A 15,888-nucleotide genomic window follows, 5' to 3' on the forward strand; every position below is an offset into this window, starting at 1 on the left:
CCCAGCAGCCGCTACAACCATCCGTTCTGCCGCGCAGCCCGCACCGCTTCCATCCGGTTGCGGGTCGCGGTCTTGCCGATCGCCGCCGACAGGTAGTTGCGGACCGTCGCGGGCGACAGATGGACCTTCGCCGCGATGTCGGCGACCGTGGCGCCGTCGACGGCCGCGGCGAGGACGTCCTGTTCGCGTTGGGTGAGCGGGTTCGGGCCCGCGCTGAGCGCCGCCGCGGCGAGGGCGGGGTCGATGACGCGCTCGCCCGCGAGGATGCGCCGGATCGCCGCGGCGAGCTCCTCGACGGGGCCGTCCTTCACCAGGAACCCGGAGGCCCCGGCCTCCATCGCGCGGCGCAGATAGCCGGGTCTGCCGAAGGTGGTGAGGATCAGCACCCGGCACTCCGGCAGCCGCGCCCGCAGGTCCGCGGCCGCGTCCAGGCCGCTGCGGCCCGGGAGTTCGATGTCGAGGAGGGCGATGTCGGGGCGCGTCTCCAGCGCCTTCGGCAGGATCTCGTCGCCGTTGCCGACCTGGGCGACGATCTCGATGTCCTCCTCCAGACCGAGCAGCAGCGCGAGCGCGCCCCGCATCATGCCCTGGTCCTCGGCGAGCAGCAGTTTGATCATGATGTGCGGTCCTCCTCGGACTCCGAGTCCACCGGCAGTTCTGCGACGAGCCGGAAGCCCCGGCGCCCGTCCGGGCCGGTCGTCAGGGAACCGCCCGCGGCCGCGAGCCGTTCGGTCAGCCCCCGCAGCCCCGTACCGCCCCCCGCACCCGTACCGGCGCCGGACGAGGCCGAGCCTACGCCGCGGCCGTTGTCCGTGATCTCCAGGCGGACCTGGTCGGTCTCGCCGCGCACCTCGACCGTGCAGCGGTCGGCGCCGCTGTGCCGTACGACGTTGGTGATGCCCTCGCGCACCACCCAGCCGAGCAGCGCCGCGGTCTGCGGCGGCAGCGGCGGGCCCGACTGCCGGAACTCCGGAGCGATGGCGGAGGCCTCGAGGAGGGAACGCGCGCGGTCGAGCTCGGTGGTGAGGCTGCCCTCGCGGTAGCCGGTGACGGCCTCGCGTATCTCGGTGAGCGCCTGCCTGCCGACCGCCTCGATGTCGGAGGCGTGCCCGAGGGCCGCGTCCAGGTCGCGGGGCGCGAGGCGGCGTACGGCCTCCGCCTTGACCACGATCACGGACATGGTGTGCCCGAGCAGGTCGTGCAGATCCCGCGAGAAGCGCAGCCGTTCACGCTCGACCGCGGCACGGGCCAGCTCGTCGCGGGTGGCGCGGAGCTTGGCGACGGTCTCGAAGAGGGTGAGGATCGCGGCCGTGACGAAGCCGGAGAGCAAGGTGCCGTACCCGAGGGTCTGCGCGGCCGAGGCGCCGTCGGCGACACCGGCGATCACGCCCGCCGAGCCCGCGAAGAACAGTACGGCGGCGCCCAGTCGGCGGCCGTCGCCGTCGCTGCTCCGGAGCACGATCCCGGTGGCCAGGGACAGCGTCGGGAAGCACATCAGCCAGTCCGCGTGGGAGCCGTCGGCACACAGGCCGTAACCGATGGTCAGCGCGTAGGTCACGGCCGCGAGACCGGCGAGCGCGAGGAGCGGCGCTAGGGTGCCGCGCCGTCGCTCGTCGAACCCGAGGAAGACCGCCGCGGTGTACAGCGCCGCGAAGGCCAGCACTCCCGCCCCGCCCAGCCAGGGCAGCGGCATGCCCTGCTTGAACAGCCCCTGGACGTCCCCGGTGAGCATGAAGAGCCAGGGCAGGAAGGCGAATTTCCCCGGTGGCTTGTGCCGTTTGTCCCGCGGGTCCGGGTAGGTGCTGTCGGTCATGTCCAGACCCTATGAAAAACCCCGGTGACCTGGGCAGATGTAAATGTGTACGGCTTCCCGTGACATTCGTCCCAGTCGCCTGACGCGGCGTCAGTTCTACGGTCCGCGGCCTTCCCGTCCCCACGGCCTTCGGCTATACATGGGTGCCTACGGATCGACTGGAACGTGTTCTACGTCGCCGCGAAGGAGCCCTGCCCCGATGCCCATCGACGCAGCGCAGGCGGTCGCCGCCGAGCCCCGTACCACCGGGCTCACCTGGGACCACAAGGACGTCCAGCTCTACCACTTGGGCCTCGGCGCGGGCACCCCCGCGACCGACCCCGGCGAGCTCCGCTACACCCTGGAGAGCAGGCTCCATGTGCTCCCCAGCTTCGCGACCGTCGCCGGCGGCGGCATGGCCCTGGCGGGCGGCCTGTCCGCGCCCGGCATCGACGTCGACCTCGCGCGGGTCCTGCACGGCGGACAGCGCGTCGAACTGCACCGGCCCATCCCGGTCCGCGGCTCCGCCACCCACACGTCCCGCGTCGCCGCCGTCCACGACAAGGGCAAGGCCGCCGTCATCGTGCTGCGTTCGGACGTCGCGGACGCCGACGGACCGCTGTGGGCGAGCGAGAGCGAGATCTATGTGAAGGGCGAGGGCGGCTTCGGCGGCGAACGCGGCACGACCACCCGGCTCGACCTGCCGGACGCTCCCCCCTCCCACACCGTCGAACGCCCCGTACGCGAGGACCAGGCCCTCCTCTACCGCCTCTCCGGCGACTGGAACCCCCTGCACGCGGACCCCGAGTTCGCGGCACTGGCGGGCTTCGACCGGCCGATCCTGCACGGCCTGTGCTCCTACGGCATGGCGCTCAAGGCCGTCGTCGACACGGTGCTGGACGGTGACGTCGGCCGGGTGCGGTCGTACGCGACCCGCTTTGCCGGGGTCTGCTACCCCGGGGAGACGCTGCGCGTACGGATGTGGGCGACGGCGCTGCCGGGCCGGATCCAGGTGTCGGTGACGGCGGTCGAACGGGGGGATGCGGCCGTGCTGGCCGACACGGTTGTGGCTTACGCCTAGCCGTCATGGTGCGGGCCGGTTCGCCGCCTGCGGCGGGGGCGTCCCCCAGACTCCGTCCGGGGGTGCCCCCAGCGGCCGCGTCCTCAATCGCCGGACGGGCTGAATTTGCCCGCAGGCCGTGGACTACGATCCGCGAAGGGAGCCCGATAAAGATGCGCGCAGCCGTGCTGCGAGAGACCGGCCAGGACAAGCTCGAAGTCCTCGACGGAGTCGAGACGGCGGAAGCGACCCCCGGCAAAGTGCGAATCCGCCTGCGCGCCGCAGGCGTATGCCATTCCGACCTCTCCGCCATGTCCGGCGTCCTGCCGCAGCCCGCCCCCTTCGTCCCGGGGCACGAAGGCGCGGGGGACGTCGTCGACGTCGGCGAGGGCGTCACCGGGCTCCGGCCCGGCGACCGCGTCCTCGTCTGCTGGCTGCCGCCCTGCGGCGGCTGCCCGGCCTGCCGGCGCGGCCAGCCCCAGCTGTGCCTGGCGGGCTTCATGAACTCCGGCACCCCCAACTTCCGGCACGGGAACACCGACGTCTTCGGATTCGCGGGCACCGGCACCTTCGCCGAGGAACTCGTGGTCGACGCGGGCTGCGCCGTCCCCATCCCCGACGACCTGCCCTACGACATCGCCGCGCTCATCGGCTGCGGTGTCACCACCGGCCTCGGCGCGGTCCTCAACACGGCCCGGGTGACGGCGGGTTCGACGGTCGCCGTCCTCGGCTGCGGCGGCGTCGGGATCTGCGCCGTGCAGGGCGCCCGGCTCTCCGGGGCCGCGCGGATCGTCGCCGTCGACCCCGTCGAGTCCCGGCGCGAGGCCGCGCTGCGCTTCGGCGCGACCGAGGCGGTCCACCCGGACGCCCTCGGCGAGGCCGTCGTCCGGAACGCCGGCGGCGAGGGCTTCGACTACGTCTTCGAGGTCGTCGGCAAGTCCGCCACCGCCCGCGCCGCGTACGGGGCGACACGGCGCGGTGGCACGCTCTGCGTCGTCGGGGCGGGCGCGACGGACGACCACTTCCGGCTCAACATGTTCGAGCTGTTCTTCGACGAGAAGCGGATCCTGCCGTCCCTGTACGGCGGCGGCGACGTCCTGCGCGCCTACGAACGGGCCGTCACCCTCTGGCGGGCGGGCCGGATCGACCTCGCCGGACTGATCACCCACCGGGTCCCGCTCGCCGGGATCAACGACGCCGTCGACCTGATGCGCACCGGCGAGGCGCTGCGCACCTGCGTGGAGATCTGAGGGCCGTACAGAGGGACCGTACAGAGGGAGGGGAACCGTGCCGATATCCCTGGCGGGCAGGACCGCGGTCGTCACCGGCGCCGGGCGCGGCCTGGGCCGCGCCGAGGCCCTCGAACTGGCCCGGCTCGGCGCGCACGTCATCGTCAACGACTACGGACAGCCGGGCCGCGACGGCTCCGGCGCGGCGTCCCCCGGGCCCGCGGCGGAGGTCGTCGCCGAGATCCGGGCGGCCGGCGGCCTGGCCACCGCCCACGCCGGCGACGTGGCCGACTTCGAGCAGGCCCGGGAGCTGATCCGGCTGGCCGTCGACACCGGCGGCTCGCTCGACATCCTCGTCAACAACGCGGGCATCCTCCGCGACCGGATGGTCTTCTCCATGACCGAGGACGAGTGGGACTCCGTCATCAGGGTGCATCTCAAAGGCCACTTCAACACCACGCGCTTTGCCGCCGCGCACTGGCGGGAACGCTCGAAGACCGCCGGCCGCGCGGTGTACGGACGGATCGTCAACACCTCCTCGGAGGCGTTCCTCGCCGGGTCGGCGGGACAGCCGAACTACGCGGCCGCGAAGGGCGGCATCGTCGGCCTCACCACCTCGACGGCGGAGGCGCTCCGCAAGTACGGGGTCACCGTCAACGCCATCTGCCCGCGGGCCAGGACCCGGATGACGGAGGAAGTCTTCCCCGGGGCGCCGGAGGAGGGCGGGCCCGACGCGCTCGCCCCCGGGCACGTCTCACCGCTCGTCGCCTACCTCGCCTCCCCGGCGGCCGCGGGGGTGAACGGGCAGGTGTTCGTGGTGCACGGCGGGATGGTGGCGGTCGTCGAGCGGCCCCGGATCGCGGTGAAGTTCGACGCCTCGGGGGTGGAGGAGGTGGACGGCGCGCTCACTCCGTACTTCGCGGGGCGGCCGCTGGGCGAGACGTTCGCCGCGCCGGAGGTGCTGGGCCTGAAGCGAGGGTCGTGAAGCACGCCGGGCGGGCTGCGTCGCGCAGCCCGCCCGGCGGGTCAGGAAGCAGAGCGGTTACGGCCTCTCGGGGCGGCGGTGCTTGCCATGGGTGGGGGCGCTGTTCTCGTCCGGGGATTCCGGACCGCGGTGCCTGCCGGAGCCGGTGGCTGCGGCCTGGGCGGACACCTCAAGGGGGCGCGCCTCGGTCGTGTCGGTTCGGGCGTCGGGCATGGAAAAAGTCACTCCGTCGGATGGGATTGCGGTGCCTGCGCTCGGGGGCGTGGCAGCGGCGCGCGACGTCGACGGAAGTCAACACGCTATCCGCGCACGACCGTCCGGCTCACCTTGATGCCCGTCCAGTACGGCTGCGCAGCCCCCGCCCGATACTAACGGGACCTTGATCCACCGGGCCACCCGATCCGACGGCGAGTCGCCCGGCTCAGGGATGCGGATTCCCTCCGAACGGCGCTTGCTGCAGGGGCACCGGCCGGGAGGCGTCGGGCGGCTGCGCGTGCCCCTGGACGGGGTGCGCGGTCCGCGCGGCGGCGGACCACGCGTCCGGCATCGCCGCCGGGCGCCCGGGACAGTCGGAGGGCGGCACCGCCGTCCAGACCCCGGAGGTCCGGTCGTCGGCCTCCACCATCGGCACCGACCCGAGCACGGGCCCCTGCGGCGCACAACGGGAGGGCGCCGACGCCTGCGGCGGTACGGGCGTGAGCACTTGGGCGGGCTGCGGGGACGTCTGCGGCGGCGGGTACGACGTGTGCGGGTGGGGGTGCACCGGGGGCTGCGTGGTGGCGTGGAGCGGCGCGTGCGCCTCCGGCGGTTGCGCGGCGGCGCGGGGCGGCGACGTCCGCGCCGGGGGCGGTGCCTGCGGGGGTACGGAGGCGCGGGGGGCGGCCGGTGCCGGAGCGGGGGCCTGGCCCCGTACGGGTTCCGGCGCCGGGCCGGAAGCCTGTGCGTCAGGGACCGCCCATACGGCGCCGGAATTCTGGGCGCCCGGCACCGTCCGGCCAGGCGCCGGCGCCTGGCCGGAGGCCTGGGGGACCGGGGGCGTCCACGCGGGTCCGGGCGTCCGTCCGTCCGGGGCTGTCCGGCCGGGTGTTGGCGGTGCGGTGGGTGTCACCCGTACCGGGCCGGAAGCCCGAGCGTCCGGGGCCGTCCACGTGATGCCGGACGCCGGAGCGACCGGTGCCGCCTGCACCGGGCCGGAGACCTGGGCGTGCGGGGCGGCCCAGGGGGCGCCGCAACTCTGGGTGCCCGGGGCCGGCCGGTCGGGTGTTGGGGCGGGGGGTGGCGCTTGTGCCGGGCTGGAGGTCTGGGTGACCGGGGTTGTCCATGTGGGTCCGGGTGTCTGCTGGCTCGGGGTTGCTCTGCTGGGTGTTGGGGCGGGGGGTGGCGCTTGTGCCGGGCTGGAGGTCTGGGTGACCGGGGTTGTCCATGTGGGTCCGGGTGTCTGCTGGCCCGGGGTTGCCCTGCTGGGTGTCGGGGCGGGGGGTGGCGCTTGCGCCGGGTCGGAAACCCGAGCGTTCGGGACCGTCCACGCGGGTCCGGGCGTCCGTACGTCTGGTGCTGGCCGGTCGGGTGTTGTGGCAGTGGGTGGCGCTTGGGCCTGGCCGGAGGCTTGGGGGGCCGGGGTTGTCCATGCGGGTCCGGGTGTCTGCTCGTTCGGGGCTGCCCTACCGGGGGCCGGGGCGGTGGGTGGCGCTTGCGCCGGGTCGGAAACCCGAGCGTTCGGGACCGTCCACGCGGGTCCGGGCGTCCGTACATCTGACGCTGGCCGGTCGGGCGTTGCGGCGGTGGGTGTCGCCTGTGCGGGGGCGGGAGGCCGAGTGTTCGGGGGTGTCCATGCGGGGGCGGGACTCCGGGCGTCCGGCGTGGTTCTGCCGGATTCCGGGGTAGCGGGTGCCACCCGTACGGGGTCGGGAGTCCGGGCCTCCGGTGCCGTTCGCGCGGGGGCGGGTGGCGGATCCGCCGGAGCGACCCGCGCAGGGGCGGGAGCCGGGCCGCTCGGTGGCGTCCCTGCCGGGCCGGGTGTCGGAGCGACCGCCGTCACCCGCTCCGGGCCTGAGGCCGCTACCGGCCGCGCCGGGCCCGGGGGTTGTGCCCGTACGGGATCCGGTGGGGCCGGGGGGATGCGCAGTTGCCCCCCGGAGGGCGTCGCTTCCGTGCGGTCCGGGTCGGCGAGAGGCCGCCGTGCCGGAGGCGCCGTCACCGGTGCAGCGGCCGGCCGCTGTGGTGAGGCGTCCGGCATCGGCCCCGTATCCCGGCCCTCGCCCCGTTCCCGGTCGCGGTCCGAGTCGGGGAGGCGCAGCCGGGCCAGCCCGCAGCGGACGTACGGCGTCACGTACGGCAGGCGCAGCTCGCCGCCGGTGGTCCACAGGCCCGCGCCGACCAGCCAGCCCGCAGGGGCGGGGAACTGCTGGAGCCTGCGCTCGGCGGCCCGCCACACCCCCACCCAGCTGCCGGTCGGCCCCTCGATGCGGAACGCCACCGCGCACCCCTCGGGCACCAGCTCCTGGCCGGGCTGCGCGGCGAAGGGCGTCAGCCTGGCGTTGGGCAGCCGCAGGCACTCGGGGAAGCGCACCGGCCGGGTCGAACCCAGCACCCCCCACCCCAGCCGGTCCTCGCCGGGGGCGTCCGACCGGACGAGCAGCAGACCGCTGTAGGGGTCGGCCAGCAGCAGCCGGTCGTTGCTCTCCTCGGTGATCTGGAGCAGCGGGCTGGTCTCGCCGCCGCGCCCCAGGTCGACGACCACGGTCTTCGTACGGCCCTCCAGCTCGCGGTCGAGGGCCAGCAGCCGCCCCGTGCGGTCCAGCCAGGCGCCGCCCGCGCAGTGCCCCGCCACCTCCACGATCTGCTCCGGGCCGAACGCGCCGCCGTGCAGCAGCCACAGCGCGGTGGACCGCTCGCGGTGCACCAGCCCGTAGGCCACCGAGCCGCCGGGTGCCGGGGGCAGCAGGGACAGCCGGGCGCACTCCACCGAGCCGACCTGCAGTTCGCCCGTGCTGGGGCCGGTGGGGTAGAGCAGCGCGAGCGCGTGCCGGTCGGCGACCCGGCGCCGGATCAGGACCCGGCCGTCGGCCATCGGCAGCACTTCGCTGTCGGGCTCCTCGGGCTGGGTGCCGGGCAGCGGCACGGCGTACGGTTCGGGGCCGTCGAGCGTCCAGCGCTCCGGAAACCAGCCACCCGTTCCCGCGTCGAGAGCCAGCCGCGCGGCGTAGGAACCGCCCGCCGTGACCGTGAACGCCGCGCGTCTCATGTCCATCGGGGCGCTCCGCGGGGTGCTCTGTGGAGTGCTCTGGGGGGCACAGACCGTCATGAGAAACGTCACCTCCGGCACTGAACGTAGTTATCGCACTACCTGCCGAACAATGAGAGCGGGTCCGCTTCACGCGTAAGGGTGGCGGATGTCCGATTCGCCTGAGCGATGAGGGGTGGGTGTGCTTCGCTCACTCCCGTCCGATTAAGGTAAGGCGAGCCTAAGTGGCCTGGCGGGCCCCCTTGACCGCCGCCGCTCGACGTGCGTCCCCACCTCTCTTCCTCCCAGGAGTACGCGATGTCCCTCCGCCGCCGCGGCACCGCCGCCGTCACCCTGTCCCTCGCCGCCGCCCTGTCCCTCGCGGCCTGCGGCTCCTCCGACGGCGGCGGGGACAAGGCGGGCAAGGACGGCGGGAACGGCTCCAAGGCCGTCGCCGAGGGCGGCAAGGACTTCGGCAAGGCGGGCGAGCAGACGAAGAAGATGGGCACCGACGCCGCGCCCGGACAGTTCCCGCGCACCGTCACCCACGCCCTCGGCACCACGGAGATCAAGGAGCGGCCCAAGCGGGTCGTCGTCCTCGACGTCGGCGAGCTCGACAACGTCGTGTCCCTCGGGCTGCAGCCGGTCGGCTGGGCGCCCACCGAAGGCAGCCAGGAGATACCCGGCTACCTCAAGAAGGACGCCGGGGAGCCCAAGAACGTCGGCACGGTCAACAACCTGAACATGGAGGCCATCAACGACCTCCACCCCGACCTGATCCTCGGCAGCAAGCTCCGCGCGGAGAAGAGCTACAAGGACCTGTCGAAGATCGCCCCGACCGTGTTCTCCGTCCGCCCCGGCTTCACCTGGAAGGAGAACTACCTCCTCAACGCGGCCGCCCTGGACCGCACCGCCGAGGCGAAGAAGAACCTCGACGCCTACGAGGCCAAGGCGAAGAAGCTCGGCGAGGACGTCGGCGGGAAGAAGCCGACGATCACCATGCTCCGCTACATGCCGCAGTTCACCCGCCTCTACGCGGGCCAGTCGTTCATCGGCACCATCCTCAAGGACGCCGGGCTGCCGCGCCCGAAGAACCAGCAGGGCGACAAGCTCGCCGAGCAGATCAGCCCCGAGAACATCGACCAGGCCGACGCCGACTGGATCTTCACCGGTGTCTACGGCGACCCCGACAGGACCAAGCGCGACAGCGCCCAGGACAACCCGCTCTGGAAGAACCTGAAGGCGGTCAAGGACGGCCACGCCAAGGACGTCAAGGACGAGACCTGGTACCTCGGGCTCGGCGTGACCGCCGCGAACAGCGTCCTCGACGATCTCCGCGGCTTCCTCGTGAAGTAGGCCCCGGCCCGCACGATGGCCGCTAGGGCACGGCAGGAAGGTAGCCTTTCCCCCGTGCCCGCACTGTCTGAAGTCATCGCCGCCCTCGACGCCCTGTGGCCCCCGGAGCGGGCCGAGCAGTGGGACGCCGTCGGCACGGTCTGCGGCGACCCCGGAGCCACCGTCGGCCGGGTCCTGTTCGCCGTCGACCCCGTACAGGAGGTCGTCGACGAGGCCGTGCAGCTCGGCGCCGACCTGCTGGTCACCCACCACCCGCTCTACCTGCGGGGGACGACCACGGTCGCCGCCTCCACCTTCAAGGGCCGGGCCGTGCACACCCTCATCAAGCACGACATCGCCCTGCACGTCGCGCACACCAACGCCGACCGCGCCGACCCCGGCGTCTCCGACGCCCTCGCCGGCGCCCTCGACCTGCGGGTCACGGGCCCCCTGGTGCCCGACCCGACCGACCCCGCGGGCCGCCGCGGCCTCGGGCGGATCTGCGAGCTCGACCCGCCGGTGAAGCTCGCCGAATTCGCCGAGCGCGCCGCCAAGCGGCTGCCTGCCACCGCGCAGGGCATCCGCGTCGCGGGCGACCCGGACCGCACCATCCGCACGGTCGCCGTCTGCGGCGGCTCCGGCGACTCCCTCTTCGACGAGGTACGGGCCGCGGGCGTGGACGCCTACGTCACCGCCGACCTGCGCCACCACCCCGCGTCCGAGGCGCAGCAGCACAGCCCGCTCGCCCTGGTCGACGCCGCGCACTGGGCCACCGAGTGGCCCTGGACCGAGCAGGCCGCCGCCCAGCTCGACGAGATCTCCGACCGCCACGGGTGGGACCTGCGCACCCACGTCTCCCGTACGGTCACCGACCCCTGGACCGCCCACGCGGCGTCCGCCTTCCCGCACAAGTAACCCAACAGGAGCCCCCAACTGAACGCCGCGCCCGCCGACCAGATCCGCCTCCTCGACCTCCAGGCCCTGGACATCCGCCTCGGACAGCTCGCGCACAAGCGCAGGAGCCTGCCCGAGCACGCCGAGATCGCCGCCCTGGAGGCCGACCTCACCCAGCACCGCGACCTGCTCGTCGCCGCGCAGACCGAGGAGAGCGACACCGCCCGCGAGCAGACCAAGGCGGAGCAGGACGTCGACCAGGTGCGCCAGCGCGCCGCCCGCGACCAGCAGCGCCTGGACACCGGCGTCGGCCTGTCCGCCAAGGACCTGGAGAACCTCCAGCGCGAGGTCGCCTCGCTCGCCAAGCGCCAGGGCGACCTGGAGGACGTCGTCCTCGAGGTCATGGAGCGCCGCGAGTCCGCGCAGGAGCGGGCCACCGAGCTCACCGCCCGCGTCGGGTCCGTCCAGGCCAAGGTCGACGACGCCGTCGCGCGCCGCGACGCCGCCACCGCGGAGCTCGACGCCGAGACCGCCTCCGTCACCAAGGAGCGCGAGATCGTCGCCGGCTCCGTCCCGGCGGACCTGCTCAAGCTCTACGACAAGCTGCGGATCAAGGAGGGCGGCGTCGGCGCGGCCCGCCTCTACCAGCGCCGCTGCGAGGGCTGCCGCGTGGAGCTCGACATCACCGCGTTCAACGAGGTGCGGGCCGCCGCCCCGGACACGGTCGTCCGCTGCGAGAACTGCACCCGCATCCTGGTCCGCACCTCCGAGTCGGGCCTGTAGCACCCATGGCGAATCGCTTCGTCGTCGAGGCGGACGGCGGCTCCCGGGGCAACCCGGGGCCCGCCGGCTACGGCGCCGTCGTCCTGGACCCGGCGACGGGCGAGGCGCTCGCCGAGGCCGCCGAGTACATCGGCACGGCCACCAACAACGTCGCCGAGTACAAGGGCCTCATCGCGGGCCTCAAGGCGGCCAGGGCCCTCGACCCGGAAGCGGCCGTCCTGGTCCGGATGGACTCCAAGCTCGTCGTGGAGCAGATGTCCGGCCGCTGGAAGATCAAGCACCCGGACATGAAGCCGCTGGCCGCCGAGGCCCGTACGGTCCTCCCGGCCGGCCGGGTCGACTACGAGTGGATCCCGCGCGAGCAGAACAAGCACGCGGACCGGCTCGCCAACGAGGCCATGGACGCGGGCCGTCAGGGCAGGCAGTGGGAGCCCGGCGCCTCCACCGCGGCCGTACGCTCCGCCTCCCGGCCCGCCCCGCGGAGCACCGCGGCCGACGGGGCCCCGCTCGCGGAGCCGAAGGCCGCGCCCGTCGGCTGGGCGGCACCGGCCGACCTCGGCACCCCCACCACCTTCGTCCTGCTACGGCACGGCGAGACCGCGCTGACCCCGCAGAAGCGGTTCTCCGGCAGCGCCGGCGCCGACCCCGAACTCTCGCCCGCCGGGCGCCGCCAGGCGGAGGCCGCCGCGGCCGCCCTCGCCGCGCGCGGCACGATCCAGGCCGTCGTGACCTCGCCGCTGCGCCGCTGCCGCGAGACGGCCGCCGCCGTGGCCGCGCGCCTCGGCCTGGAGGTCCGCGTCGAGGAAGGGCTGCGCGAGACCGACTTCGGCGCCTGGGAGGGCCTGACCTTCGCCGAGGTCAAGGAGCGCTGGCCCGACGACCTCGACGCCTGGCTCGCCTCCTCCAAGGCCGCCCCGACCGGCGGCGGCGAGAGCTTCGCCACGGTCGCCCGCCGCGTCGCCCAGACCCGCGACCGCCTCCTCACCCGGTACGCGGGCCGGACGGTCCTGCTCGTCACCCATGTGACCCCCGTCAAGACCCTCGTCCGCCTCGCGCTGGGCGCCCCGCCGGAGTCCCTCTTCCGCATGGAACTCTCCGCGGCGTCGCTCTCCGCGGTGGCGTACTACGCGGACGGCAACGCGTCGCTGCGCCTGCTGAACGAGACGTCCCACTTGCGGTAGCCGTTCGGCGGGAGCGTCCCCCAGTGGGGTGGGGGTCACTGCTCCGCCGCGCGCAGCGCCATGGCATCGTCCAGGGCCGCCAGGGCGGCCATCCGCTGGCGTTCGCGGTCCTCGATGTCCTGGGCGCTCTCACCGGTGGCCGCGACCCGCGGACACGTCGGGCACTGCCAGCGGTCCGGCGCGCCCATCGGCGGCGGGGTCATGGCGACATCGCAGTGGGGACACTTCACGACTACTCCTTCCACATGGCCGCACGACGCGCAGACCCATACGGGCCCCTCGGTGTCGTGCTGCCGCCACGCGGTCCTGAGACAGCGCGGGCAACCGGTGGTGACGATCCCGGCGCGGCTCATGACGGGCGGCTCCGGGGTGGTGTCCGCGTATTCGATGATCCGCGCCCTGATCCGGGCGTCCGTGGTGTTGGCCATCCTGAGCAGGTGTGCGACTCGCGAGCGGGCCTCGTCAACGAAATCGTTCATGGCGAGCAGCAGATTACGCGGAAGGGGTGCGGGTCAGAGCCGGAAATCCCGGCGGACGGCGGCCGGTTCGAGCCCGCCGTCGTCCGCCGATGCAGGTACGGCGGGGGGAGTGGCGTTCGATGGCGTTCCATGGCGCGTTTCGCAGATTGACCCTTTCGGACGACACGACATCGGTGGGGTGAGATGACCGCTGAGTGACGGCATGGACGGCATGGGCGCACGGACGGCACGGGGTCAGCCGCGCAGGGCCGCCGCGCCGCGCGCGAGTCCGGTCACCCGCGCCCAGTCCCGGCGCGCGACCGCGTCGGCGGGCAGCATCCACGTACCGCCCACGCAGCCCACGTTGGGCAGGGCGAGGTAGGCCGGGGCGGAGCCGGGGCCGATGCCGCCCGTGGGGCAGAAACGGGCCGACGGCAGGGGCCCGGCGAGGGACTTCAGGAAGGCCACCCCGCCCGCCGCCTCCGCCGGGAAGAACTTCATCTCGCGTACGTCCCGCTCCAGGAGCGTCATGACCTCCGACGCGGTGGACACCCCCGGCAGGAACGGCACGCCCGTGCCGCGCACCGTCCCCAGCAGCCGCTCGGTCCACCCGGGACTCACCAGGAACCGGGCCCCGGCGTCCACGGCCGTCACGGCCTGATGAGGCGTCAGTACAGTGCCGGCGCCGACGACCGCCTCCGGCACCTCCGCCGCGATGGCCCGTATCGCCTCCAGCGCCCCTGCGCTCCGCAACGTCACCTCGACCGCACGCAGCCCCCCGGCGACCAGCGCCCGCGCGAGCGGCACGGCGTCGGCGACATCGGACACCACGACGACGGGAAGCACGGGGGCGAGGTCCAGCGGGGATTCCGGCGGGGATTCCAGCGGTGAGGGGGTCACGCGGGCATCCTGTCGCGGGGGAGCGGGGTACGCAATGGTCGTTGCGCGGTGTGCAACGGGGCGGGGTTCCGCGGTTCTCTCCGCCGGGCGGGGGTGCGTGATTAGTGTGGGGTGGGCACGGTCGGATGCCAGTTACGGTCTTGAGAGGAAGGGCGCCACATGACCGCACAACCCGCCGAACCACCTGCCGGTGGGGAACTCATCCCGCGGCCCGCCGCCACTTTTCCCGCGCTACGCACCGCTCTCGCTCGCGTCGCCCCCACGCGTCTGCCCGAGTTCCTGGCCGACCGCGACATGGTGTTCACCAAAGCCACCGAGTCCGGGGCGTTCGGCCCGATCAAGGGCTTCCAGCTGAAATGGGCAACGGTCATCGAGATCGAACGGCGCCCCGACCTCGCTCACCGCATGCGGCAGGCGCAGCACCGCATCCATACCCTCGACCGCGACGACCCCGAGTGGCGCGCGGCAATGGACGAAAGCCTCGCGGTCCACAACGAGGCCCGCGCGGCGGTGACCGGTGGCTGATTGGAGCTGGGAATACGATCCGGATGCCCAGCACGTCATCGGCGGTCTCGACGACCTCGCTTTCATCGCCTGTGTCGAGGAGCGAGCCGACGAACTGGTGCGCGCCGCGGCTACCCATTACCTGGACGGCACCACTTATCAGGGGCAGTCACCCGCCATGCGCGAAGAAGTCGTCGACGACGGGATGTTCGTCTACCAGGTGGTGCCCCGGCATGAACGCGTCTACATCCGGCAGGTCACTCCGTGGTGAGCCTGTGACCCGGTCGGCCGGTTCGGCCCCGTCCGCGCACGCGGTGGACGGCGGTGATGAGTCGGTCATCGAACGCCCGGAGAGAACCGTGTCCGCACTCAGAGAAGCCCTCGCACGTGTGGCCCCGTCGCTGCTTCCCCGGATGGAGTCCGAGCGGGACGAGGTGCTCACCCTGGCAGCGGCGACCCAGTCCGTCGGGCCTGTCGACGGATTCCTGCTGCGCTGGGCAGTGGCGGTCGAGATCGAACGTCACCCCGCAACGGCCCGCCGCCTGCGCGAAGCCGAGGCCCGGGTCCGGGCGGCCTCGGACGAGGAGCCGATGCGGACCGCGGCACGCGAGGTGGCACGCATCAAGGCGGCGGCGCGGCGGGCGGTCGAAGAGTGAGCGATGGCTGGGCCTGGGAGTACTGGTGGCCGGAGACGGAGCCTTTTGCGCCGGCGCGTTGACCGGACGCCCTAGCCCAGCGGGCAGGGCAGTTCGGGTTCGGCACGGTTCGGGGAGCACGTCACCAGTGCCAATGACAGGAACAAGGTCCCTCTCAGGTAGAACCCGAGCGAGACATCTCCACCGAGCGTCAGACGTTCAGCGGTGGAGGCGACGAGGGCGACCATCCTCGTCGTGCCTTGGTCGTACTCCGAGGTGAACCGGGGCGCGTGCTCGGCGAGTTGCTGACCCAGCCAGTCGGCTGCCTCCTTCGGCTCGTCCCAGGTGCCTCGGATCAGACGGGCTGGCTTCAGCAACCAGTGGGCCGTTTCGATCGGCGGGACATTCGTGGTCTTCCACTCCGTGACGGCTTCCCGGTACCGCTCCGCCACGTCGGCGGGGCTCGTGGAAGTCGGCGCTACCGACGGCGGCGGGCGACGGATGCTCTCCTTGTCGAACGCCGCCTTGTCGCCGGTCCAGAGGTACCCGTGAACGTGCAACTGGATCCTTCCCGTTCCAGAGCAAAGGAAAGGCGGCCTCCGTCCTCTCCGGGGAGCGGAGGCCGCCAGTCGACGAGCGGCCGGTGTGGCCGTGGGTCAGCCCGTGAGGCCGAAGCGGGCCGGGTCGATACCGGCCGCGTCCAGCTCGGCCGTGGTGAACCTCAGCGGCTCGGCGCCGGGCCGCTTGCTGTCGCCCATGGCCCAGACGTTGTCATCGATGCGGGCGAGGGTCACGCATGCTTCGCCGTCGGGGTGAGTGTTGCCTCCGCACGCCTTGGAGAACTGGGCGCCGTCGAGGGTGAGGTTGTACAGGTCGGTCATGACGATCCTTCCTGATGGGCGGGTAGGG

General features: G+C 73.3%; 18 protein-coding genes. 10 read left to right on the forward strand and 8 right to left on the reverse strand.

The genetic code is table 11. From position 1 onward, the window contains the following. Window positions 1–11 precede the first annotated feature (11 nt). The gene (locus ACWD4A_RS07405; RefSeq protein ID WP_451190530.1) at window positions 12–617 is read right to left on the reverse strand and encodes a response regulator transcription factor; all 606 of its coding nucleotides are present in this window, start codon (window positions 615–617) and stop codon (window positions 12–14) included. Next, on the reverse strand, window positions 614–1,813 hold the full coding sequence (locus tag ACWD4A_RS07410; RefSeq protein WP_451190532.1) for a sensor histidine kinase: 1,200 nt from the start codon (window positions 1,811–1,813) through the stop codon (window positions 614–616). The genes ACWD4A_RS07405 and ACWD4A_RS07410 overlap by 4 nt, the downstream gene beginning before the upstream one ends. Window positions 1,814–2,012: 199 nt before the next feature. Here ACWD4A_RS07410 and ACWD4A_RS07415 point away from each other — a divergent pair, with 199 nt between their 5' ends. The 3 genes from ACWD4A_RS07415 to ACWD4A_RS07425 all read left to right on the forward strand — a co-directional run bounded on the left by ACWD4A_RS07415 (window position 2,013) and on the right by ACWD4A_RS07425 (window position 5,066). Further along, on the forward strand, window positions 2,013–2,873 hold the full coding sequence (locus ACWD4A_RS07415; RefSeq protein WP_451190534.1) for a MaoC/PaaZ C-terminal domain-containing protein: 861 nt from the start codon (window positions 2,013–2,015) through the stop codon (window positions 2,871–2,873). 152 nt (window positions 2,874–3,025) lie between these two features. Further along, a complete protein-coding gene (locus ACWD4A_RS07420; protein WP_451190536.1) occupies window positions 3,026–4,102 on the forward strand; it encodes a Zn-dependent alcohol dehydrogenase in 1,077 nt (358 codons plus the stop codon). A gap of 43 nt (window positions 4,103–4,145) precedes the next feature. Next, window positions 4,146–5,066 carry a 3-oxoacyl-ACP reductase gene (locus ACWD4A_RS07425; RefSeq protein ID WP_451190650.1) on the forward strand — a complete coding sequence of 307 codons (921 nt, stop codon included), beginning with the start codon at window positions 4,146–4,148 and terminating at the stop codon, window positions 5,064–5,066. Window positions 5,067–5,123: 57 nt separating this feature from the next. Here ACWD4A_RS07425 and ACWD4A_RS07430 read toward each other — a convergent pair whose 3' ends face one another. Then, complete coding sequence (locus tag ACWD4A_RS07430) at window positions 5,124–5,279, reverse strand: hypothetical protein (protein WP_451190538.1); 156 nt, start codon at window positions 5,277–5,279, stop codon at window positions 5,124–5,126. A gap of 208 nt (window positions 5,280–5,487) precedes the next feature. Beyond that, window positions 5,488–8,316: a hypothetical protein gene (locus tag ACWD4A_RS07435; RefSeq protein WP_451190540.1), complete on the reverse strand. Its 2,829-nt coding sequence runs from the start codon at window positions 8,314–8,316 to the stop codon at window positions 5,488–5,490. Window positions 8,317–8,607: 291 nt separating this feature from the next. On the opposite strand from ACWD4A_RS07435, the gene ACWD4A_RS07440 reads away from it, so the two are divergent. Genes ACWD4A_RS07440 through ACWD4A_RS07455 form a run of 4 tightly spaced genes read left to right on the forward strand, consistent with a single transcriptional unit; the run spans window position 8,608 to window position 12,482 of the window. Further along, window positions 8,608–9,645, forward strand: coding sequence for an ABC transporter substrate-binding protein (locus ACWD4A_RS07440; RefSeq protein WP_451190542.1), 1,038 nt, complete (start codon window positions 8,608–8,610; stop codon window positions 9,643–9,645). Between the two features lie 54 nt (window positions 9,646–9,699). Further along, window positions 9,700–10,539, forward strand: coding sequence for a Nif3-like dinuclear metal center hexameric protein (locus ACWD4A_RS07445; RefSeq protein WP_451190544.1), 840 nt, complete (start codon window positions 9,700–9,702; stop codon window positions 10,537–10,539). A gap of 18 nt (window positions 10,540–10,557) precedes the next feature. Further along, window positions 10,558–11,301: a zinc ribbon domain-containing protein gene (locus ACWD4A_RS07450; RefSeq protein ID WP_451190652.1), complete on the forward strand. Its 744-nt coding sequence runs from the start codon at window positions 10,558–10,560 to the stop codon at window positions 11,299–11,301. Between the two features lie 5 nt (window positions 11,302–11,306). Continuing rightward, on the forward strand, window positions 11,307–12,482 hold the full coding sequence (locus ACWD4A_RS07455) for a bifunctional RNase H/acid phosphatase (RefSeq protein WP_451190546.1): 1,176 nt from the start codon (window positions 11,307–11,309) through the stop codon (window positions 12,480–12,482). Between the two features lie 35 nt (window positions 12,483–12,517). Here ACWD4A_RS07455 and ACWD4A_RS07460 read toward each other — a convergent pair whose 3' ends face one another. Next, window positions 12,518–12,961, reverse strand: coding sequence for a hypothetical protein (locus tag ACWD4A_RS07460; protein ID WP_451190548.1), 444 nt, complete (start codon window positions 12,959–12,961; stop codon window positions 12,518–12,520). 234 nt (window positions 12,962–13,195) lie between these two features. Further along, window positions 13,196–13,840, reverse strand: a complete 645-nt coding sequence (gene eda / locus ACWD4A_RS07465; RefSeq protein ID WP_451190550.1) for a bifunctional 4-hydroxy-2-oxoglutarate aldolase/2-dehydro-3-deoxy-phosphogluconate aldolase — start codon at window positions 13,838–13,840, stop codon at window positions 13,196–13,198. 159 nt (window positions 13,841–13,999) lie between these two features. On the opposite strand from eda, the gene ACWD4A_RS07470 reads away from it, so the two are divergent. The 3 genes from ACWD4A_RS07470 to ACWD4A_RS07480 all read left to right on the forward strand — a co-directional run bounded on the left by ACWD4A_RS07470 (window position 14,000) and on the right by ACWD4A_RS07480 (window position 15,000). Continuing rightward, a complete protein-coding gene (locus ACWD4A_RS07470) occupies window positions 14,000–14,365 on the forward strand; it encodes a hypothetical protein (RefSeq protein WP_451190551.1) in 366 nt (121 codons plus the stop codon). Beyond that, the gene (locus ACWD4A_RS07475) at window positions 14,358–14,615 is read left to right on the forward strand and encodes a hypothetical protein (RefSeq protein WP_451190553.1); all 258 of its coding nucleotides are present in this window, start codon (window positions 14,358–14,360) and stop codon (window positions 14,613–14,615) included. Before ACWD4A_RS07470 ends, ACWD4A_RS07475 begins: the two co-directional genes overlap by 8 nt. Before the next feature lie 88 nt (window positions 14,616–14,703). After that, window positions 14,704–15,000: a hypothetical protein gene (locus tag ACWD4A_RS07480; RefSeq protein WP_451190556.1), complete on the forward strand. Its 297-nt coding sequence runs from the start codon at window positions 14,704–14,706 to the stop codon at window positions 14,998–15,000. Window positions 15,001–15,071: 71 nt separating this feature from the next. Here the strand turns inward: ACWD4A_RS07480 and ACWD4A_RS07485 are convergent, their stop codons facing one another. Further along, window positions 15,072–15,539, reverse strand: coding sequence for a hypothetical protein (locus ACWD4A_RS07485; RefSeq protein ID WP_451190558.1), 468 nt, complete (start codon window positions 15,537–15,539; stop codon window positions 15,072–15,074). A gap of 96 nt (window positions 15,540–15,635) precedes the next feature. Continuing rightward, window positions 15,636–15,860, reverse strand: coding sequence for a DUF397 domain-containing protein (locus ACWD4A_RS07490; RefSeq protein WP_451190561.1), 225 nt, complete (start codon window positions 15,858–15,860; stop codon window positions 15,636–15,638). Window positions 15,861–15,888 lie beyond the last annotated feature (28 nt).

Source organism: Streptomyces sp. NPDC002537 (assembly GCF_053594975.1).